The sequence below is a fragment of the Macromonas bipunctata genome, assembly GCF_002837135.1.
GTDB classification, from domain to species: domain Bacteria; phylum Pseudomonadota; class Gammaproteobacteria; order Burkholderiales; family Burkholderiaceae_C; genus Macromonas_A; species Macromonas_A bipunctata.
The window spans coordinates 17,578-38,184 of record NZ_NWBQ01000072.1 but is presented as its reverse complement, the minus strand read 5'-3'; the positions used below and the strand labels follow the sequence as shown (position 1 = coordinate 38,184).

Annotated in this window: 21 protein-coding genes; 6 read left to right on the top strand and 15 right to left on the bottom strand. The window is 50.8% G+C overall.

Annotated features, from left to right (window positions below; all coding sequences use genetic code 11):
- Nucleotides 1-48 precede the first annotated feature (48 nt).
- The 7 genes from CON76_RS10705 to CON76_RS12930 all read right to left on the bottom strand — a co-directional run bounded on the left by CON76_RS10705 (nt 49) and on the right by CON76_RS12930 (nt 5,459).
- Nucleotides 49-303: a DUF2442 domain-containing protein gene (locus tag CON76_RS10705; RefSeq protein ID WP_101103347.1), complete on the bottom strand. Its 255-nt coding sequence runs from the start codon at nt 301-303 to the stop codon at nt 49-51.
- 5 nt (nt 304-308) lie between these two features.
- Complete coding sequence (locus CON76_RS10700; RefSeq protein ID WP_101103343.1) at nt 309-1,022, bottom strand: glutathione S-transferase; 714 nt, start codon at nt 1,020-1,022, stop codon at nt 309-311.
- A gap of 53 nt (nt 1,023-1,075) precedes the next feature.
- Nucleotides 1,076-1,366 carry a lysozyme inhibitor LprI family protein gene (locus tag CON76_RS10695; protein ID WP_240592840.1) on the bottom strand — a complete coding sequence of 97 codons (291 nt, stop codon included), beginning with the start codon at nt 1,364-1,366 and terminating at the stop codon, nt 1,076-1,078.
- A 135-nt stretch (nt 1,367-1,501) separates the two neighbouring features.
- Nucleotides 1,502-1,693, bottom strand: coding sequence for a hypothetical protein (locus tag CON76_RS10690; protein WP_205758229.1), 192 nt, complete (start codon nt 1,691-1,693; stop codon nt 1,502-1,504).
- A 128-nt stretch (nt 1,694-1,821) separates the two neighbouring features.
- Complete coding sequence (locus CON76_RS10685) at nt 1,822-2,862, bottom strand: tyrosine-type recombinase/integrase (RefSeq protein WP_169929042.1); 1,041 nt, start codon at nt 2,860-2,862, stop codon at nt 1,822-1,824.
- A 590-nt stretch (nt 2,863-3,452) separates the two neighbouring features.
- Entirely contained in the window at nt 3,453-3,998 is a 546-nt protein-coding gene (locus CON76_RS12935; protein WP_145995425.1) for a hypothetical protein, read from the bottom strand.
- 1,224 nt (nt 3,999-5,222) lie between these two features.
- On the bottom strand, nt 5,223-5,459 hold the full coding sequence (locus CON76_RS12930) for a hypothetical protein (protein ID WP_145995424.1): 237 nt from the start codon (nt 5,457-5,459) through the stop codon (nt 5,223-5,225).
- A 258-nt stretch (nt 5,460-5,717) separates the two neighbouring features.
- On the opposite strand from CON76_RS12930, the gene CON76_RS12925 reads away from it, so the two are divergent.
- From CON76_RS12925 to CON76_RS10670, 4 genes are all read left to right on the top strand, one after another.
- Nucleotides 5,718-6,494 carry a hypothetical protein gene (locus tag CON76_RS12925; protein ID WP_145995423.1) on the top strand — a complete coding sequence of 259 codons (777 nt, stop codon included), beginning with the start codon at nt 5,718-5,720 and terminating at the stop codon, nt 6,492-6,494.
- 46 nt (nt 6,495-6,540) lie between these two features.
- A complete protein-coding gene (locus CON76_RS10680; RefSeq protein WP_101103340.1) occupies nt 6,541-7,818 on the top strand; it encodes an AAA family ATPase in 1,278 nt (425 codons plus the stop codon).
- Nucleotides 7,815-8,411, top strand: a complete 597-nt coding sequence (locus CON76_RS10675; protein WP_101103339.1) for an HNH endonuclease family protein — start codon at nt 7,815-7,817, stop codon at nt 8,409-8,411. The genes CON76_RS10680 and CON76_RS10675 overlap by 4 nt, the downstream gene beginning before the upstream one ends.
- Nucleotides 8,412-8,484: 73 nt before the next feature.
- Nucleotides 8,485-8,721 carry a DUF1653 domain-containing protein gene (locus CON76_RS10670; RefSeq protein ID WP_101103338.1) on the top strand — a complete coding sequence of 79 codons (237 nt, stop codon included), beginning with the start codon at nt 8,485-8,487 and terminating at the stop codon, nt 8,719-8,721.
- 311 nt (nt 8,722-9,032) lie between these two features.
- On the opposite strand, the gene CON76_RS10665 is transcribed toward CON76_RS10670, so the two are convergent.
- Both CON76_RS10665 and CON76_RS10660 read right to left on the bottom strand, forming a co-directional pair.
- Nucleotides 9,033-10,334, bottom strand: a complete 1,302-nt coding sequence (locus CON76_RS10665; RefSeq protein ID WP_101103337.1) for a type II toxin-antitoxin system HipA family toxin — start codon at nt 10,332-10,334, stop codon at nt 9,033-9,035.
- Nucleotides 10,335-10,339: 5 nt separating this feature from the next.
- Nucleotides 10,340-10,654: a helix-turn-helix transcriptional regulator gene (locus tag CON76_RS10660; RefSeq protein ID WP_205758228.1), complete on the bottom strand. Its 315-nt coding sequence runs from the start codon at nt 10,652-10,654 to the stop codon at nt 10,340-10,342.
- 166 nt (nt 10,655-10,820) lie between these two features.
- Between CON76_RS10660 and CON76_RS10655 the strand changes: the two genes are divergently transcribed.
- Nucleotides 10,821-11,147 (top strand): helix-turn-helix domain-containing protein, encoded by a 327-nt coding sequence (locus tag CON76_RS10655; RefSeq protein ID WP_101103345.1) that lies wholly within the window; start codon nt 10,821-10,823, stop codon nt 11,145-11,147.
- 386 nt (nt 11,148-11,533) lie between these two features.
- The gene (locus CON76_RS10645) at nt 11,534-11,953 is read left to right on the top strand and encodes an H-NS histone family protein (protein WP_101103336.1); all 420 of its coding nucleotides are present in this window, start codon (nt 11,534-11,536) and stop codon (nt 11,951-11,953) included.
- Nucleotides 11,954-12,147: 194 nt separating this feature from the next.
- Here CON76_RS10645 and CON76_RS12920 read toward each other — a convergent pair whose 3' ends face one another.
- The 6 genes from CON76_RS12920 to CON76_RS10620 all read right to left on the bottom strand — a co-directional run bounded on the left by CON76_RS12920 (nt 12,148) and on the right by CON76_RS10620 (nt 20,557).
- A complete protein-coding gene (locus CON76_RS12920; protein WP_145995422.1) occupies nt 12,148-12,366 on the bottom strand; it encodes a hypothetical protein in 219 nt (72 codons plus the stop codon).
- Entirely contained in the window at nt 12,357-13,016 is a 660-nt protein-coding gene (parA, locus tag CON76_RS10640; RefSeq protein WP_101103335.1) for a ParA family partition ATPase, read from the bottom strand. Before parA ends, CON76_RS12920 begins: the two co-directional genes overlap by 10 nt.
- 156 nt (nt 13,017-13,172) lie before the next feature.
- Nucleotides 13,173-13,994, bottom strand: coding sequence for an antA/AntB antirepressor family protein (locus CON76_RS10635; protein WP_145995421.1), 822 nt, complete (start codon nt 13,992-13,994; stop codon nt 13,173-13,175).
- A gap of 466 nt (nt 13,995-14,460) precedes the next feature.
- Nucleotides 14,461-16,506 carry a protease Lon-related BREX system protein BrxL gene (gene brxL, locus CON76_RS10630; RefSeq protein WP_101103333.1) on the bottom strand — a complete coding sequence of 682 codons (2,046 nt, stop codon included), beginning with the start codon at nt 16,504-16,506 and terminating at the stop codon, nt 14,461-14,463.
- A gap of 2 nt (nt 16,507-16,508) precedes the next feature.
- On the bottom strand, nt 16,509-18,872 hold the full coding sequence (gene pglZ, locus CON76_RS10625) for a BREX-1 system phosphatase PglZ type B (protein ID WP_101103332.1): 2,364 nt from the start codon (nt 18,870-18,872) through the stop codon (nt 16,509-16,511).
- Nucleotides 18,869-20,557, bottom strand: coding sequence for a DUF262 domain-containing protein (locus tag CON76_RS10620; RefSeq protein ID WP_101103331.1), 1,689 nt, complete (start codon nt 20,555-20,557; stop codon nt 18,869-18,871). Before CON76_RS10620 ends, pglZ begins: the two co-directional genes overlap by 4 nt.
- Between the last annotated feature and the right edge of the window lie 50 nt (nt 20,558-20,607).

The following is a 20,607-nucleotide window of genomic DNA, read 5'->3' as shown; positions in this document are numbered from 1 at the left end:
CGAATTCTGAGACGACCCCTGTCTAGGCGGTAAAACTTCCCGTTCGGTTCAATCGAGCACCCACTTTCCGTGTCGAGTAATGGCATCGTGCATGGCATCCGGTGCCAAGTCCAGTTCACCGGGCCAGGTCAATGCACCATCTCGTACCCGCGCTTGACGAAAAACCTGCGGGTCTTTGAGACCGGTGAAGACACCTCGAAAGGCTGAAGGCAAGAACTCAACCTCGCCTTCCAGGCCATCGCAAAACCACACGCGCAAGACGGCGTCGCTTTGGACTTCGACCTTGACCACTTCCCAGTTCATGGTGGTCACCATAGGCCTTTTGCGACGGGTACCGGAAACGGTGTTGTAACGTTGCTTGGTAGTTTCTGCATGCAAGCCTCGAACAGCGGGCTCCCAAGCCAATATGTCAGCCAGTTCTTGACGTGCGCGAGGGGCAAGCTGTCAAACCATGGTGGGTCGATGGCAGCAAACTGTCGCACGAACGGAAAAATTCCCAAGTCCGTCGCGCAAGGCTGAGTGCCACCCAAAAACGGCTCTTTGGCCAACCGTTGCTCCAGCGGCTCCAACAACACCTTAACCGCCTGGTCACGGTGACCTGTTGGCTCGTCGGTGGCCTCAGCGTTGCCTGAGGTTGCAAAACGCTCGGGATACTTGTACCGGTCCAGGTGGTACTTGAAGTCCTCATCGTTGCGGTGCAGCAATTCCAGGTTGTCTGGAGTCTGAGCCTGGAGCCACCAGTACTGGACTTCGGCTGTCGCGTGGTTCTGTGTGAGAGCCCATTCGACGATATGCCAACTTTGTTCCAATACCTGACCACTGGATAGCACAAGCACCGGCACCGTTCCCTTGGGCGAGCGGTTCAACATGGCAGCCGGCTTGTCGCGCAGGACGATTTCGTGAGCGTCAAACGCGACATTGGCCACCAGCAAGGCCATCCGAGCACGCATCGCATACGGGCAACGGCGGTAGGTATACAACAATGGGGGTGACGCTGATGGCACTGGAGTCGTTGCCTTCATACGTCAACCTACTTGGCCTGGAACTGGGACGGACACGTCGATAGGCGAAAGTATCATGGTGTTAAATTTTCTAATTCTTGAGCCCGTTGCGCGGTCATCGTCATGATGCAATCGTTGCCACTGAGCCGAGCACTGCTACCACCGTCCGGGTCATAGTAAAAACCGCAATTGGTATCCCGGAATTGCAGCCAAGCCCGTTGTGCCTCGCGCAACTGCTTCTTGCGGTCGGGGCTGAGGTCAACCATCAGCGTTTTGTAAGCCTTGTTCAGCCGCGCATCTTGCCGCTGGACTTCCTGCCCAATGCATTCCAGCATGTCGAACGTGACGCCATTCGATTTGGACATACAGCGCTCAAACTGTGGGCTGAGCTGGGGGCCTTGCGCTGACGCCATCACGGGAAACGCGACCCAGGCGAGGGCGGTACGGCGAAGGCGGTGTAGGAGGGACATGCGCATTTTTCATCAAGGGTCGACACGTGGTCACTGTACCACCGTCTCAGCTCGTCCTTTAGGACGGGGTGATTGAAGGCGTTCTTTGATGGCCAGTTTCTCGGAGATGATGCGCTGTGATTCGGCCTTCAGCATTGCCGCTTCTTTTGGTTCAAAGCCCAGGTCAGCGAACACGTTGCTGCCGACGGGTGTGATGTGAGCGGATTTGGTATCAATGCTCATTTCTTGCTCCGTTTTGGATGACGGCTTTCTGGCAAGCCGCCGCAATGCCTGATGTTGCCCCTGAGTTGCATAGTCCTTGGCCAACGGTTTACACGGCCTTCCGCGACTGTGCCTCGTAGCGGCATTGGTCAAATCGTGTGCTGTGCGGTGAGCTGATGACGCCGTTCGCGGTTTGTATGGATGTAGCCGCTGGTCGTGCTGATATTGCTGTGGCGCAAATTGTCCCGCACGTCCTGCAATGGGACTCCTGCATCCAACATCAGGGAAGCCGCACTGTGCCGTAGCCAATGGGCCGAGACCTCTCGCAACCGTGGGTCCGACAAGCTGCGCAAGGTGGTCGTCACGATGAGGTGTACCGCTTGGTTGCCCAACCCATTTTTACCGTTCAAGTCCATCAGTACCGGCCCCACGTCGTCACCCAGGAACTCACCGCGCCACAACGACTTACGGTAGCGGTTGAGCGTGGCTACCGCAGCTTCGGTCAGCGGAATATCACCGCCACGTTTGCCTTTGCCCTGGACACGCAACCAGTACTCCCCGCGCTGCTGGTGAATGTGCTCCCAGCGCATGTCCGCCAGTTCAGCACGCCGCAACCCCGTCAAACACAAGAACCGCACCGTAAAAATCGCCCGCTCCTTGCGCCGAAACTCCTGCTCGCTCGCCTCAGGCCACTGTTCCAACTCGGCCAGTGCCGCTTGCAGCACCTCCTTTTCAACGTACCGCACTACCGTCTTGACTGGGGGTGACGAACGCTTGCGTGCAGCCCGAAACGGGTTGACGTACACATAGCCGGTGGCAACCAAAAACTCGTACAGCCCAAACAAAATGCCCAGCGCGTGGCGGTGCGCTGCAGCACTTAGCCCACCGACAAAAGGCTTCCAGGCGGGATTGAGCTCGCCACTCTTGAGGTAACGCGTGACCTTGCGCACCTCGCGGTACTGCGGATTGAACACCCCTGGTGCTAGGTAGCGCGGCTGCTGCTGCAGGCACCACTTCTCCCGCGGCTGTGGGTCTAACAAAAAAGCGTCGTAGGCCAGCACGTGTTCCAACTTGAGGTCCTGGAGCGTCAGGCCTTGGTCGTGCAGCCAGAACAACAAGCGTTCGGCCTCCTTCTTGTACGCCGACAACGTGTTGGGCACCGAGCTGTGCTTGACCAACCACAGCTCCACCGCCTGGGCATCCGTCGTGGCAGCGGTGAGCGCTGGTCGTGGGACGGGTGATGACGTATTCGAAACCTGTGCACTTGGCAGTAAAGAAGTCAAGCTGTTCATGCGTGGATGGTACTGCATTGGACATAATGTAGGTTATGTCTAAACCAAAACACCCACCAAAATCACCACCTTTACCAACTTAAACAAGATTTTTGTTGTTTTTGCGCCAATTCCAGCAATCTACCCCCCTCTTCAGCCCACCAGCTGCCTACGCTCCAGCCCGCTGATTTCTCCATAAATCCACACCGAACTCTATCTGCGACCGCACGCTCACTTTTTTGGATACCTCACCAATTTGACCTCAGCTATCTAGGTATAGTGTCACGTAACTTCAAATCTAACCAAAAATCGGTATTTTTGTTTCTATACTAATTTGCAAGCACTATCGCTTGTTGTTAAAAAGGAAATAATAGTATGGTCTCCGGCATTGATTTGAAACAGTTGACAAAAGAACAAAAGGATGCGTTCTTGGCTTGGGCTTCCGACCCAGATGCCGTCAGGCAAAATTCCAAACACGCTGAGGTCTGGAGAAAATTCCGCTTCGTCTATCATGTAGTCTGCTCTCCCAAGAGTGAATTTAAACCAGGCAATATTTGATTTCTCTCCAGCCACCCTTCGGGTGGCTTTTTTGTCGTAATTTCTTTTGCGCTTGGCATTGAACCAAAGTCACTACCATGTAAGCCCATCAGGCAAATGGGTTGGTGTGCGCTCGACAACAGCAGATGAGGGTTCTCGGCAATGCATTGTCTAACCCAAGGAATTGGGTCGCTGGCAAGTTGTTGAATGATTTCAAATGGGGTACTGGAATTTTTAGACACGCAAGCCCGTACGATAGGTTCGGTGTCTTGGGACAATCGAATTAAATCCGTAGCTGAGGTGTTGGGATTGTTGGCGACATTGGCTCGCACCCACCTCACGTTATCTCTTGCAAGTTCAGACAATACATCAGCTGGGGTATTCGTATCTTCAGCTACACGTAGGCGGATTTCGCTATTTTTACTTTTGGCCAGTTGGCTTAATCTGTATGCCGTGGTACTTGAGTGATGGATTTGTATGGTAGTGAAATTCATTGGGTTTTGGTATTGTTCAGTCATGGCGATTCGATAAGCTCCTAAAATTAAGTATAGTGTTGTCTGTTCACTGAATGCCTGTCGACTGACCAAGTTATCTAATCCATGGTGTAAGCCCGATAATAGGTATTTGTTTGACCAGGCAGTTAGGGTGCGAGGAGGGATTTTCTACCGGCAACATTGAATGCACCGCAATATGTTTACCACCAATCAAGCACCATCGATATCTAATGTCTGGCTGAGAACTTTTGTGCCAGACTGGTTGAGGCCAATGGCCGCACGTTTCAACGAGTGCGAGACCAGAAGCGGTTCCAGCGCTCGCACCCACTCCACAGCAGTTCACGGTATGGGGTCGTGGTCAGTCGCAGTGACATGGTCGTGCGGTGGACACCTGAACGTTTGGCCAGAGCTCAGGTGACTGGCTTTGCGTACGGCTTGCCACGTCACCAATGCTCAAGGTATGTGGCATTTCTCAGAGAATGCTAAACAAGTAAAGCACAAATGGTCGCAACAGGACGGTCACACACCTTTGGTTGAGCGAGGTGTCACTTGGTTTAAAAAAGATGAGAATGATATTTTACGTTTTGACGGTGTGAGCTGGGTCGTCGGTCAATGTTGCGGTTGGCACCCAGTTGTCGTGCAGGTTGTCATGCGGGGCTTGGAGCCACAAATTTGGAGCGATGCAGGTGCCGTGCGTTGAACGCCGGGATATGGGCTGATGTGGTGGCAGCGAGCCCGTCAAAATGCATGCCAATGGCTTGAAATTTTCAATCTCCAGGCCGCTGTAATTGAACTTTATTTTGCTTGTCGGTCTGGCTGCAATGGCCCATCAAATACCCGCATTACGTCACCCGCTCAGGCATGAAATCCAGCCCCCAATGCCGGTAAACACTGAACTGTAAAAGCCACCGTAGTCCTGAGGTCAATATTCCGGCAAAATACAGTCTACAAACGTCGGCAGCCTCAGGGGGGCTATATGACTCTCTTAACGTCGGCAAGGTCGGGTACCCTACAAAAAATTCAAGTGCAAAAATGCGGTTTCAGGCCCGTATTTCGCCTCCTCTAAACTGGCTTGGCAGACCGTTTTTATACTCTGGTCAACTGCTTTTTGAACTGCTGTTGCAACTTCTTGTTTAGCGGATGAATTGGCATACGCCGAGTCGCCAAACGAGATGCTGGTTGCTCTGCTATTTCAGATGCTGCAGCGTTGTTTGTCATCAACAATCTACCGCGACTATGGTTCAAAAATCATGCAGGTTGGTTTTTGATTTCAGCAGGAATCAGCGCAACCCATGGGGCACTGCTCTTCATCGATAGGCTGTTTTTCAAACCAGCATACGCCAAAAAACCCACCATCAATACCATTACCGTCCCGGTGCATTTCTGCTCAATATGGTAATTAAAGCTTGTTGCATGGGGTATTATTTGCAAACTGGCATGGTCATAGTCGTCTGCTCGAATTGCCTCACTGCCGTTGCAGGCCATTACCAAATCACCGATTCACAATACCCGGTAGACCGAGCCGTTCAATAAATTTTAACGGGTAGTGCAATCTGAGGCATTGTGCGTTGACTCTGGGTCAATATCCAGTAATTAGACAGCAGGCTTCCTGTGCTTAACGGGTAGACTTTGACTTGTGGGTTGGATTTTCTTGGTATACACCTACCAGACAAGGCATTATCATCGCACGCAACACCTATACTTATTATCTAACAATTAATTCAATCTTTAAAGGAGCTTACCATGTCAAAAAATAAAGAATCATCTAATCTACCACCGCAAAAAATCAACCAATCCGTTTCACTTAAAATTGGCCCCAAGAGCGTTGCGTTGTTTTGCAACCACTACGAGAAATCTAGCAGCGGGCGTGGAGGTCGGTCGGTGCAGCAGTACCTTGGGAGTTTTTCGAGCGACTGCACACAAATACCATCTGATTTTTTACAGCTCTTGCGTGATAACACCTTGGGTCGTCAAGAACGATTTGACGAGTTGATGGAACGAATAGAGACCCGTGTGTTGCAGCCTGCACGTGAACGCAAGCAATTGCTCGAGCGGCAACGGCAACAACAACGATTGACGCAGATTTTAAGTACCGCACACCATTATGCAGCCGAAGTCGCACAAGACCCTCATCTGAAAGAATTCTTGCAAGATGCTAGTGTGCAAAAATTGGTGTCAAATTTCTATACTGCTGCGACCAGTTTGCAAGAGCAAAAAAACCGTTTACTAGGGCAGGATACTGAGTCTACGGAGATGGAATTATTACCAGAGAAAAAATTGCAGCAGTTACTGCAGCAGCACAAACAACTTTGCGATGAAGTTTGTGCAATGATGCCCGTGGCCGCTGGCAGTTTTGGACGTGGATATGAATTTGAGGAGTTAACATTAGAGCTGGTGAAGGCATTGTGGTTTTCTAACTCAGAAATTATTTCGCTTTTAAACCGTCGAACTCAGCTCAAGCGTCCAGCGAATTGGAGTAAAATGAGCGGAGATGAATTAACGTCGACGGATAAAGAATAGTTCACTCGCCATAATCTTGAATGACACAAATGCAAAAAGGTTTTGAATGCTCAAGCATTTGCGATTGAATAACGTGGGGCCCGCAGTAAAGCTGGAGCTGGAATTTGCCCCACGGTTGAATTTGGTTACGGGTGACAACGGACTGGGCAAAAGCTTTCTGTTGGACATCGCGTGGTGGGCCATGACGCGCCGTTGGCCGGCTGAGGTCAATCCACGGCTGGCGTCGGGACGTTGTGCATTGCCCTTGGGTGATGGACCAGCGAGCATTGGCTTTTCGCTGGATACCGGTGAACCTTACGTCAGTGAGTACCATGCACGCGAACAGGCATGGACAGGGCGTTCTGGTCGACCGGCCAACGCTGGGTTGGTGGTGTATGCGATGTCCGATGGCAGCTTTGCCCTGTGGGACCCCGCACGCAATTATTGGTTGACGCAAGACGGTGCGGATGTGCAGGACAGGCTTCCCGCTTACGTGTTCAATCCTAGCGAAGTATGGGACGGGCTGGAAGGTCGAGACGGCAAACGGCTGTGCTTGGGCTTGGTGCTGGACTGGGCGGCGTGGCAAAAGGAAAACAGTGCGGCTTTCGAGGTCTTGAAGAAGGTGTTGGCGGTACTGTCACCGTCTGACCAGGAATCCCTGACCCCCGGCGCACTCACGCGCATCAGCTTGGACGATGTTCGCGACATTCCGACCGTTCGTATGCCGTACGGACAAGAGGTGCCGGTGTTGCATGCCTCGTCGGGGATTCGTCGCATTTTGGCGCTGGCGTACATGCTGGTCTGGGCTTGGCAAGAACACGGTAAGGCTGCCAAGTTGTTGCGCGAACAGCCCACGCGGCAGATGGTGCTGTTGGTGGATGAGGTGGAGTCGCATCTGCATCCACAGTGGCAGCGCAAGATTGTGCCCGCACTGTTGGAAGTGGCCAGCATTCTGTTCGACAGCTCGGAAGCCCAGTTGCAGCTGATTGCTACGACGCATTCGCCGCTGGTGATGGCCTCGGCCGAACCACATTTCGACAGTGCGAAAGACAGCTGGTTGGACTTGGATTTGGAGGAAACCGGCGTGGTCTTGACCCAACGTCCGTTTGAGCGGCACGGCGATGTGGAGGGTTGGTTGACCAGCGAGGCCTTTGACCTGTCCAGTGGTCGCCCCGTCGAATACGAGGCCTTGATTCAGCAAGCGTCGGCTTTGCTGGAGACTGCGCGACCCGACCCTCAACAGGTTGCAGAGGTGCATGCAGCATTGGTACGCTGTTTACCGCCGACCGACAGCTTTTTGTTCAACTGGCGCTACATAGGCAAGGCCAAGGGCTGGCTCACATGATTCCGGTCGAGCTCCAGCCAGAGCCCATTGATTTCGATGCCAGGGTCAGGCAACCCGGTTTGCACTGGTTGGCTGCCAAGGGTATTGCAATCGGTGAGCCATTACGACGCGGAACCGAGATTCAGGATTATTGGACGCGTTCGTCTGAACAGTTGTGGTTGGCCTACGGTGGTGTTTGCGCCTACCTCTCGATTTATTTTGAGTGGGTCATTGGTGCGAGCTCCACAGACCATTTTCTGGCCAAGTCCAAGTATCCCCACCAAGCTTACGAGTGGTCAAATTATCGCCTGTCTTGCCTCGGTGCCAACCGCAACAAGCATCACTTTGACGATGTGCTGGACCCCATCGGTCTTCAACCCAATACTTTTCTACTGAATCTGGCCAGTGGTGAAATATTTCCCAATCCTGAACTTGATGCAGCTACGGCTGTTAGGGCCAGCAGTACCATTCATCGGCTTAAATTGAACAGCCCAAGTCACAAAACAATGCGTCAGCGGCAATACAGGATGTATTTACAAAACAAGCATCCTGAAACCTTGAAATTTCTTTCGCCGTTTGTGTGGTACGAAGCGCAACGCCAAGGATTGCTGTAACAGTGGGGAAGCAGCGAAATTTCTTCACGCCTAATTTCTTAATCTAACCGTTATTACAGGACAAGCTCACACCATGAGTATCTCATCTTCCATTCCTACTCACCTCTTACCAGGACAAAAACTGCGACACTACAAAGGTGAAATCTATACGGTCGTTGGGCATTGCATGATTGAGGCCACACTGCAACCCGGCATTTTGTACCGGGCCGAGCGGGGAGATAAGAGCATCACGTGGTTGCGGCCAATGGCTGAGTTTGACCAAGAGGTCATCACTGAAAGTGGCACGGTAAAGCGCTTTGTACCTGTCTAATCTTCAGAAAAAAGACCTATACAGACGCAAGTCGAAGTAAAAATTTTCTGCCAGGCGGTGGCTGTGAGGCAATGATATTACCCCCAAAAAGTGTGGTTCTTAGTCATGTTCTTGCTCCTCAATATGAGGCTGCAGCAATTGCACCACTATCAAGGGCTTGTCGTTGGTTCGTTGTGTCAAACACTCCAGCACTGCCTCGTCGAGCTTGCGCGGTGCACCTCAGCATGGCTTGTCTGAGCAACGAATCCAGAACCTCACGGCACCAGCGTGCCCATGTACCCGATATTACGATATTTTCGTAACAACACATCCTAAATTTTAGCCAAACCGGCCTTACCATGTAATCTTTGGCTAATTTCTTTTTGCATACTGGCAGGTGCATCTTTAAGCAGCTCAGGCCAGTCAGCTTGTGCTCGCTTTACAACTTCTTTACATTTTTTCATAAAAATAGAAACCTGATTTAATCCCCCTGCATACATTAAGCTTTCTAAGTCAGACCAAGTCATTCTACATAAATGCTCGTCAATTTTTCTATTAATGGCGTAGTATAAAGGAGATGCTGACTCGAAGAAACTAGAGACACTTACCGGGTCGTAAACTGGAGCTAATACCGGATTCTTCCCATCAGGATAAAGCAATGCCCAGTTTTTCAAATGAGCATCAGTGTTACCCAATAGTACAAACGCCACAAATCTGTATAGAAATTCCTGAATATCCGCTTTAGGTTGCAGTGAGTACATGTTTAGTACTCGAAGTATTTGGCCGTAATCCTTAAAGATATTAGTGCCATATTTTTGTTTTGGAGTAAACCCCATTGCTTGTGCGAATTCCTCCATGTGAATTCGACCGGCTGCTGTTCGGTCAAATCGTTCTACTGCTAAAAGATGCTCAAATGGAACATGCTCCGGTAATTCAGCATCAGATTTTTTGATGATTAAAGCTCGTGCGCATTTCAATCCAAGTGCTTCACATAATTGAAATCCTTTGTACTCGATTTCAGCTAAATCAGGGTGTCGAGTTGATGGCAGCTTTAAAATGTAGCTACCTGCGCTACCGTTACGTTTAACTACATACCTACGGCCGTCTTGAACTGCTGAAAATTTAGAAACAACGCCTGGAATGGCTGCTGCATCTTCAACAGGAACAGCTACCAAGTCGGACTCAGCCGCATGAATTCCCATCGCTTGATGCCACTCGGCAACAACTGTTGGGACGCTTTCACCTTCTAATAAAGGTTCTACTTCTACTGCACCCATTAAGTCATGGCCTGCTGCAGCTAATAATTCAAATTCATCGTCTTTATCACAACCTCGCTCTTTAGCCAATCGGTCTCGATTATGTCCCTCTGGTAACAGATTTTGAAAGTAGGCAGGCCAACGTCCATCATTACTCACTAATCGACGGTCTTTGCTTGAACGCAAAATAGCTTGGGTATCTGATTCAGTAGCCCCGACGTACTGCAGAGACAATGTAGGTCGGTCACGGTCTGTGATGTAGGAATCGTCGAACGAGATTCGCAGCATATCCCCGAAGGCAGAGAGGTGTCCAATCGCTCGCCGCTCTCCGGCATCATCGTGCAAATATAAACGTAAATATTTCAGACCAGTTGCCATGCTGATTACCTCAAAAGGTCCACAATCGACTTTGGAGCATCAACGCCCGGTGGTTGCCCTAGGATACGCCCACCTGACTGAATGAAACCCTGAACCTCTCGGGTCAGTTCTCGCGGTACTAGCACCAGCTCTAAGCCAAGGGCTCGGGTGAGGTCCCACACGGTGGACAGTCGTGGGTCAAAACCTGATTCAACCCGAGACACCGTCATCCGGCTGACGCAAGCCTTGGCCGCAAGCTCTTCTTGAGTCCAACCTCGAGCTTGGCGCATGGCTTCTAACTCGTTTACGATGCGCAAAGTGTTGTGCTTTTTTTGTTCCATGATAAATGAGTTTATCATGCAAGGTGTAAGTTCGCCAGCTCTAAACGTATTTTCGTAATACCGTATGAAGATACGATTATTTGAGCGAAACCTGTACTACACCTGCACAAACACTCCCATAAGAACGATTACGCAGCATAATACGTCTTATAAGGATGTTTATTTTATGGTTACTACCCCCAACTTAGCTGCAGACCGGGCTATCAGAGCACTGGGCAAAAACATCGAACTTGCGCGACGCCGTCGTGGGTTTTCGCAGGCGGACCTAGCTTCACGCATGAGCGTTTCGGTGAGTACCGTACGTCGATTGGAAGCCGGTCATCCGGGAACAGCACTTACCTATCTGGCCCGTGCGTTGCAGGTGTTCGGCAGTTTGGAGCATCTGGGTCTGCTATTAGATACACCGACTGATGCTGTTGGCCTGGCATTGATGGATGCCGAACTTCCGTTGCGCATTCACACCAAGGTGCGTAACACGCCCAAAGCATTCTGAAGGCCTATTCGCGATATGGTTACGCGAGCAAGTGCTTCGGCGCAAAAAATGAAAACGGAACTGGATGTATGCCTGAGAAAAACTGGCATTCCAGTGGAAAAATTCGTGTTTTTACGAAATGAACCTCGAGTATTCACGCAGTTTGTCTATTTTCATGATTGGCTGGACTGTGCTGACACTTTCAATGTATCACCAGACCTCATGGCAGTCCCAAGTTATCAGACCCGAAAACCTGCTACAAAGGAGTGCAGTCTTTGAGCTGCAGCAGTCGCTGGTACTTGGCTCTTTGAGTTGTCATGCCAACACTTTAGATAAAAGATGTTTGCACTTCAGTTTGAGGCCGCCCGGCCCGTATAGAATACAGGTTTCATTTGGAGAACAATTGTATGTCTATGTCCGTAGTACCACGTGCTGACCTTGAGCGCGAGCTTGCTGAGCTGGAACAACAACTGGCTGAACGAAAACGCCTTTTAGAAGAAATCAAGCAAAAAGAGAGAGCTGATAACGTAAAGGAGGTGAAAGAATTTATTCAAGAGTACAACCTAAATCCGCTAGACTTGTTCTCACTTAAAGAATTGAATGCAGTTGTAAATAATACCACTTCTGCTGTCAAGCCCAACAAGTCTAAAGAGGATAATGACAACAAAAAAAATAGCACCCGCAAATACAATACTTATTTCAATCCAGAAAATCCTGATGAAACTTGGGTGCGTCGTCCAGGCCCGGGCACTAACGCTCCAGATTGGTTTAAAAAATTGAAGGAGCAGCCAAACCTGAAGGATTATCAGGTCAAGGAAGCTGATTGATTTTTTGAACTATCATCCAACTCAAAAACGCCAGCTTTCGTGCTGGCTTTTATTTTTATGGAATGACCTAAAAATTTTTTTATCACGTAACTACTAACTAAAGCTGGTAAGTCTGAATTACGGACTGGAAGTCCGGATACGAGTCGCCTAAACAATACGTTAGAGTTAGTGCAATTGAGTATAGCGTGAGTAGTTCATGAGTCTTGAATGAGTATCGCATCTTCACCAAGATAAGCGCTAACAGACAAGTGGATAAGCGTCGTTACGCTCATGTGACGCGCGCGAGCCGCTTTCTTCCACGCTTCGCGTAACTCGGGGCTGGTATTGAGATTGATGCGAACCTGACCGTCCACCCCTACTGCGGTTGGGATGTCTTCTCGGACAAGCTCAAGTGGTTTCGTTTTCAAAGCCATTGTGCGGCCTCCATCTCTTGAACGATGTTGTTAATTTCTCTCTGAGCATTCGAGTCATGCAGCTCAAAAACCGAAACTCCATCGGTGAGTGAAGTAGCAAAGGCCACACGGTTACTGACGACTGATTCGAATTGCTCGATATCTTCATAGTCGTTCCACATGCCGTTTTTTACAAGTCGGCCCAGCTTGCTGCAAGCAATTACACAGTTGACGAGGAACGCAGCATGTAGATTGTCGCCGTATTTTCTTTGAGACTGGATTTGTTTGACTACAGCGGCGCTAGCCCAAATATCGGCCCCCGATGGTTGAATCACCAGCAATGCAATATCGGCCAGCTGCAAAATTGCTGCTGACATCTCTGCGGCCTTCGCCGGGCCATCGATGACAATTATTTCTTCCGACGATGCAGCGACATTTGGACGTAAGTCTTGAGGCCGGTCAATTCTAATTACTCGTGGTAAGTTGATGTTTTCAGGACTGGATGCACGCCAATCCCGCGTAGTTCCTTGTGGGTCAGCGTCTATTAACACAACTTCTCGTCCTTGGCGAAATAATGCTGTCGCTAAATTAATGGCTACAGTGGTTTTACCGGTGCCGCCTTTTTCGTTGACAGTGGCAATGACTATTCTCTTACTTTTCTTGATACTCATATTATGAATACTCCTTGATTATTTGAAGTGTATGTAATGAGTATAGTCAAATAAAAAGCAGATACTGGCGCGCTACACCAGTATCTGCCAATAATTTATGCAAGCTCTAAGTAATGGTGGTTTTTGTCAAAAATACACCACCCAGCACAAGGCTTTCTACCTCAGAATTTCTTTCAAGCACAATGAAGAAAGCAAACCTCGGACGTAATCAGTACTACTCAATTCATGTGGCTTGCTGTTTTCAACCAGATATCTTTGGATAGCCAATTTCAAAGAGTCCATGCCGTGACCTACAATAGAAAAAGTCATGCGCTCGACCAGACTCTGAATTTCAGGTGGGACATCAAATTTGAACGAATTTTGCTGAGCATCATGGGCATGTGGTCTTTGCAAAAAGTCGCAACCTTCATTAAATTTCTCCATCGGCAAATCAGAGTAGCTGGAAATTTTGAATTTTTTCTTAAATTCTGTCCAGATGGTTTGCGGATGCTGTTGAGTGCGTCGAGAACGCTCTTCCATCATGCCTTTAATAGTTTTTAATTGCTCAGTATTGATACAGCCCGCTGAATGTGAACTATCAAGATTGACCGAAGAATCAGTTGGCACCAACGATTCGTCAGCAGCAGGATAGATTTTGGACAACAAACAAGCGTGCAAGTGCAGTGCATTGGGAGTTTTTTCTGAAGCAGACAACATCACTGCTATTTTTAGACTAAAATAAAAGTCTTCAAGAAAAGGGGGCTCTGAACCTGTGTCTTTGTTGACCGTTTCTTTGAATTTCTGAGGTTGGTCAAAGGTTGACTCAAAATCAACGTGTTGTTGCAGTTTGAATTTCTGAATTGCTTCGTTGAACCATCGAATGAATTTGTTCGGCGTACCAAGGTAGCGGTGCATTGGTCGTGCCTTGACGCACAACTGCTCAACATCGCCTATGCTGGCGACGAATAAAGAGATGGGGGTGGGAGAGGTCTCAGCCATTTTTTGGCTCCGTTTGAACAGGTGTTTACCTGCCACGCGTTCGACCAAGAACGGAGTGGCAGACCGCACAGGGTTGGTCGACCGGCAAACGGAACCGGCACGCGCGAACGCGTCCCCGCACGGCCCGCCAAAAAACAGTCCGCACGTACTTCAAAAGTAAAGCATGAAGTCGTAAAGAAATTGCCCCCACACTCTCGTGGGGGCACCATTTTTACACCGTTTGCCAAGCGACCAAGCCTGGTTGTCTTTCGACACGTTAAAAGTATACAGCACACGTCTCTGTTTGTATGCTTTTCAAGAAAAAACTTGAATTAAGTCAACAACAAGGTGCCCACGCTTCGCATGGATTAGGGCGACGTAGAGCCGTTCAGCGTTGGACTCGTAGCTGGAGGATTTTGCTTTTTTGGATGCAAGGTGCCTTACTGTTTAAAAGCGTCTGCGAGACGAAACTCAGGCTGGGTAAACTTCAATTTTCAAGTGCCTTGAGCAAGGCATCTTGACCGTCTCTATAAAATTCAATATCAAGCTTGGTGGCCATCTCATCAGATAAATCAAACAGTTGTCGGCGACATGCGACCGGCAATAACAACGCCTTCGCTCCTTTTTCCACCGCAATCTCAGCCAAGGTAACAGCGTTATTGATAGGCTCTATGGCTCCGCCCAGTGTAATTTCTCCCACGACCACTAGGCCACCACGCACTGACTTTTTGAGCAAAGCGCTTGACAGTGCAATCAGTGCTGATATCCCCGTTTTGCTACCGGATTTAGCAGCATCGAAGCCCCGCAGCTGAACTGAAAACTCGTGAGAACGGGGGTCTCGGTCACCCACCAATTGTCGGGAACGCGCGTAAAGATTTTGTTCAGCGAATCGAATGGACTCTTTGAATGCAGCTGGAACAGGGTTGTTGAGCACCCGTACACCACTGCCTGGTCCTTCGGTTACCTCCAGTCGGAAAAGACCGGGGTTTTCATCTTGACCGCCTGGGCTGAGCGTCCATATCTGTCCGCATTCGAGTGGCTCGTCGCCAATCCCTGCCTGGCTCTGTAACTCCGGTGTACTGACAAATTTTTCGACCCCCTCTGCTCCAATGGTGTAGCTGAAGTGGGTGTTGCGAAACTCAGCTGCACCGATGCGCTTTTGCTGCTCCTTGACCCGGCGGCGGACTTCCAGTGCCAGTCGTACGGCCCATTCGAGGTCTTCTTCGCTGACAGCCATGTCGATGTTGGGGTACAGCAGCTTGAGCAAGCCACTGACGGTTTTGTTGACCGCATTCAAGTCACGCCCTGACAACGCTCCACCCCAGCGCACACGTCCCTGCAACACTGAAACACGGCTCTGGTTGCGCAGCTGGGTAAAGCATTCGGACAAGAAGTCGCTCACCAGTCCAAAGTGCTGGGTAAACAAGCCGGGATTGAGTTTGGGCACATTCCAGCCCGGCAAGAAGCAATGGATGCGGTCCATGAACGCGGTGTCATCACGCATCTCAGGAGGCAGCGGGCCAAACAGGTGACCAACACGTTGCTGGTGCTCAACGTCCACATCGAAGTTGCCCACAAGAACGATGGAGCCATCAGCACGGATGCTTTCTTTGCCCCGCGAGAACTCACCGCTCTCCATGTAGCCCTTCATGATATTGACCCCGTCTTTGGAATCAAACGAGACACCGGAGACTTCGTCGAAGCACACCACGTCGTACTGGCAGACTAAGCCGCGGGCACCGTTCTGGTTGTTGACGAACATCTTGGCCACGGTAGCTTTGCCGCCGGATATGAGGTGTGCGTACGGCGAGACTTGTTGGAACAGGTGCGATTTACCGGTACCACGAGGCCCAAGCTCCACCAGGTTGTAGTTGCGTTCGACGAAGGGCACCATACGGAGCAGCAGTGCATCTTTGCCGTGTTCTGGCAGGGTCTCTGGTTCAAAGCCCACGCTGCGCAAGAGCAAGTCGCGCCACTCTGTCGTTGTAAATTGCTCTCGGCCTTTGGCCAGTACACCCAAGACTTCACGTTTGGACAACTGGATGGCACGTAGCGCATCAACACCAAAAGGCCGTCCATTTTTTTCCTGGGCAATCGAGGCATCGTAGCCCAGCGTCACTTCGGCATAGAAGCCGCCGGTCAGCATACGCTCGTTGTCTTTCACCATTTCCGGGGTCAGGCGCACATCGTTCAAACGAAGGCTGGGCAGCGTGGCCAAGTAGGAATCGGTTCTGGAATCCAAGCGAGCAGTAACGATGTCAATGATTTTGACGGAGCCAGATTCACGCGCACGGGCTTTGAAGAGCTCTTCCTCGCCAGCCTTGACTGTTCTTGAAGCCAATTGGCGCTGCACAATGTCCAGTCCCTCTTGGATTTCAGCCTCGTCGGTGGTGGCGCAGTAGCGTCCCAGCAAGAATTCGACGACATAAGTGGGTACCGGAAACTGGCGGCTGAAGGTACGCACCAAGTCTTTGCGCACCACGTAGCCTTCAAAGGCAGACGCAGCCTTGCGGTCAAGCTCATCCATTTGCATTTTTATTGCTCACCTACTGTGGTGGATTGTTTCTGTACAACTTCACCGTCTGCGTTCAGCACCACCACCACAGCAGCAGCCCCTGCATGGTCGTCATCGAGCACAGCAAGGCTGGCTTTACCTGCTGCATCCAGTGGCTTAGGGTTGGCTGCCAGAGAACTGCTGGCCAATAAGGCTTTGGTTCGGATGTCTATCTGTTGACCGGTCGAAGCACCTTCGATTTGAACGGTGCAGCGCAGTCCGCGCCAGGTGATGGACTGGATGGTAACTGTTGCACTCGCGTTGGTCGTAGCTGTGCAATCCAGCTGTACAACAGGCGTTAAACACTCCTGTAGGCTGATACCACCGTGGGCATACTCTGCACCGGCAATGAAGCTCGTAACGCCAGGTGCGTAAGCAACCTGGACGTCCTTGCACCAGTCCCAGCCAAATGTCAGGGCGGTTTCGTTGGCGTTGCCTTTGAGCACCGCACAGCGCCCCCAACGTGTCTCAGTCTGGTGTTTTGCGAGTTCCGATTTTGGCAAGCCACCAGGTATCAGCAACCAGCCGTGGTCTGTGACGATGCGTATCCGTTTCCAGCCGGCAGCGCACAACTCGGCAATGCGCTCAACGACTTGATTGAGTTGCATGTCCATGTCCCGGGCCAGTCTGATGCCATGTTCATGCCCGTAGTGGTCCAAGTCGCCGGCTTGTGTCCAAGCACGCCCTTGTGGGCTCCCAATCTCATGCTTGTCGAGCGGCTGAATGCCTTGTTCTTTGAGCAGCTTGCGAAAGTTATGACCGGAGAGCGGTTTGCCATCCGCAGCAACCCTGGGTTCAAACTCGATGTCTTCTGGGGTGCCGGTAATGAGATGGGCCACAGGTGAACACCACGCTTTGCCAGACGCAGTCACTGATGGCAGACTGCTCCACTGGGCCGTCAGGTGTGTAGGCCCCAGCGATGTCAAACGGGATTGAAGCTGGTTGGCAACGTCGTAACGCAGTCCATCTACAAAGACGATGCAGGTTCCATCAGTGAGCGTACCTGTTGCCGCTGTGGTCAAGGGTTGGAGGCCACCAGTAGTCTTGGTGACTTGCTGTAGCCGGTATGCTGTTTCTTCGAGCCAGGGCAGGTAGATTGCGCGCAAAGCACCGCCCACGACGTCCAAATCAGCCTTGGTTTGCACCGCAGCCAGTGCCCTTAGGGCTGCATCGTCGACTTGCCATCCAGTCTGAAGGTAGTTGTGGGCAAGTTCAGCAGATGTTTGACCAATGGGCACGCTGGCACTGCGCTGCGCAACTTCGGCGAGAGGTGCCAGTGCAGTGGCCAGTGCTGATTGACCCATGCGGGCCCAAATCCAATTGCGTCGGATACCGTGTTCTTTTTCAGCAGCCAGCACGGCAGCACGTGCTTGCGAAGCATTCATCGCTGCACAAGCTGACAAGGCGTAGCGCAGGGCAGATTCGCCTTGTTCGTTGGCTTGCGGGTAACCGGACAACTGGTCTGGTTTGGGAAAGAGTCCCAGCTGAGGAGGTTGAAGTTTGGCCAGGAGGTCAAAGACGTGAGGAAAGCTGCCAAATGAGTCGTGGTACAGAACTGATACAGCAGCCCACTTGCCGTCTGCCTGGGCAAGACGTTCAGCCGCAGCCAGTACCCCATCCGCTACGGGGTCAAAACCAAAGTCTGACTGACAGCGTTTTGTGAACACGCTCCAGAGGACTGCGCCCCACTGTTGCGCTGTGGCATCCGGTGCGTTCATCCATGCCAGCAGGTCTCGGTTGGGATTGGGGGCAATCAACGTCAACAACCATTCGCTGTTGATAGACCGCTGCTGCAGGTCGTTCAAGTTGCATGACAGCAAAACGCCAGCTTGCAACGCTTGCATCAGCGCTTCCTGTGTGGCCTTGTCTTGCGCCACATCCAGGCCCAAACCACCGTTTTTGGAGGACAGAAACGCTCCGAGCGTCCAATCTTTGCCGTTCAATTGGCTCCAGAACACGCCCCGGTATTGCAGTTCCGCCAAGGGTTGCAGGTCACGTGGACACGATTCGATGGCGCGCAACTCTGAACGGCTAACACCTGGCAGGTAGACAATGGGCACCTCAGTCACGTCAACCTCAGGCACCAGACCGGCAATCGCGCACTTGAGCCAAATCGCAGGACCTCGTCGCAGCCCTGGGTCGTAGTCACCCAGCACGCACAGGTTGGGCATCAGCGTCTGAAGCATAGGCAAAGCGCACAGCCATTGCTGCTCCTTGTCTGGCCAAAGCACAGCGGCGGCGGTGGTGGCGGTGTGTGAGTTGCCTTTGGCTGCGGTTTGAATCGCCTTCTTCAAAGCGTTAAGAACATCACCTGCAACCCTACTGCTTTGCTGTGGTTCTGTCATTTCAGACTCCAAGCTGTCGACAGCACATCCACCAGGTCTTGTTGACGTTGCGCCACGACATCAGGCGTCCAGCTGGGTGTGTTGAGTACCTGGGTTATCAAGACATATGATGAAACGCCCTGACGGCCTGCAAAATAAGCATGCTTCTTGCGTTCGAAATCGTGGTTCTGAGCACGAGAGTTGCGCTGTTGGTTCAGTGGTACCAAGTTGGCAAGTCGATGCAACCAATACAGCCGCTGTTTCACATCTGGCCATTGTTTCGCCCACATCGAATCCTCGGCAACCGTTTGGGGTAACACATGCTCGATGGTCAAAATAGCTGGGTCGTATGTTGCGGCACCGTCGGCCAGAAAAGAGTCCAGTCGAAGGATGAGGTAATTGCGACGACGGGCTGTCATGGTGTAAATTTCACCCTGCAAGCATGTCAGAAACTTGGTTTTTTCATCGGCATCAAGTTCAACAGCAGTGACTGGGTTTGTTGCTGAATTTTGGTCTTCCAGTGCGAACAACACCCTGGCATAACGTTCAATGCGCTTGTTGACGTCGTATCCACACACGTGCATATACGCAGCCAATCTCTCCAGCCGCTTGAAAAACCAGTGCACATACTCGGCATCAGAGGCGTGTTCAGCCAAGAATTTCATGGCGCTGGGAAGCCAGTCGGAATTTTCAATGCGTTTCAACCATCGAAGCAGTGCATTGATTTCAGAAGCGTTTTCCGTAGATACGTATTGTGCATGTTTGGCAACCAAGTAAGCTTGGGCGTAAGGAGCAATAACTTTATCAACCAAATCTTCTGAGGAGGGTTCCTTAATAATTACACGGTCGCGGAACTCTTCCAACAAAGCACGACGCGCCTTGTCTTTCGCATAAATCGTGCGAATGTGGCCAAAGACCTCTGCAAAGCCATCACGCCCAGTTTCAACCTCCAATTCTTCCCAGATTTCGTTGTAATCGTCTTGGTTGTCAGGATGAATTTTTCCAATAACATCTGATTTTATAATATCTGTCGGCAGCAGGTCTAAACCTCGGCTATTGAGTACCGAAAACACCCGAAAAGCAGACTGCTGACTTGACGTTGATACCGCCACTAGGAAGCAGCGTTGAACCAAAAATTTACCAAATTGGGTGATGGCATCTGTATTCGAGCCAAATTTTGAATCAAGCTGCTGGAGCAACAACTTGGCGTTGGCTTGTATGTTACGTTGCGATTCGTTGTCTAATTGAGCGGGGTCTAAGTTCAACAGTTCGTCCAGAGCCACACCTTGCACGTATTGCTTAAAAAACGCTCGGTCACGTTCACGCAACGTCAAACGGGGCTTGTTTTCCAACCCTTCCAGCGCATTACCAGGTTCGCAGAGATAGAGCCGAAATGTTTGCTGAATTGCACTGGAAGCCCGATGGGTCAAGGCCGCCAATAAAATCGTCAGCGTTGTGAGTCGTTGCTGACCATCTATCACCTCAGCGTATGGTTTACCTTCCTCCTTGATGAGCACAATACTGCCCAGAAAATAGATATCGTCCTTGTCTTCCTTGCGGTAAAAATCATACAAGTCGGAAAACAGTTCACCTGCTTGCACTGCCGTCCAAGCGTACGGGCGCTGGTAGCTTGGGATGACATAATCAAAATCCGAGCTGAAAATCTTGGCCAATGGGAACTCAGCCCCAGAAATCTTCTTTGTCATTTTGTCACCTTGGTTTGTAGTTTTACGGCAGTAAGATTACATCAGTCTGT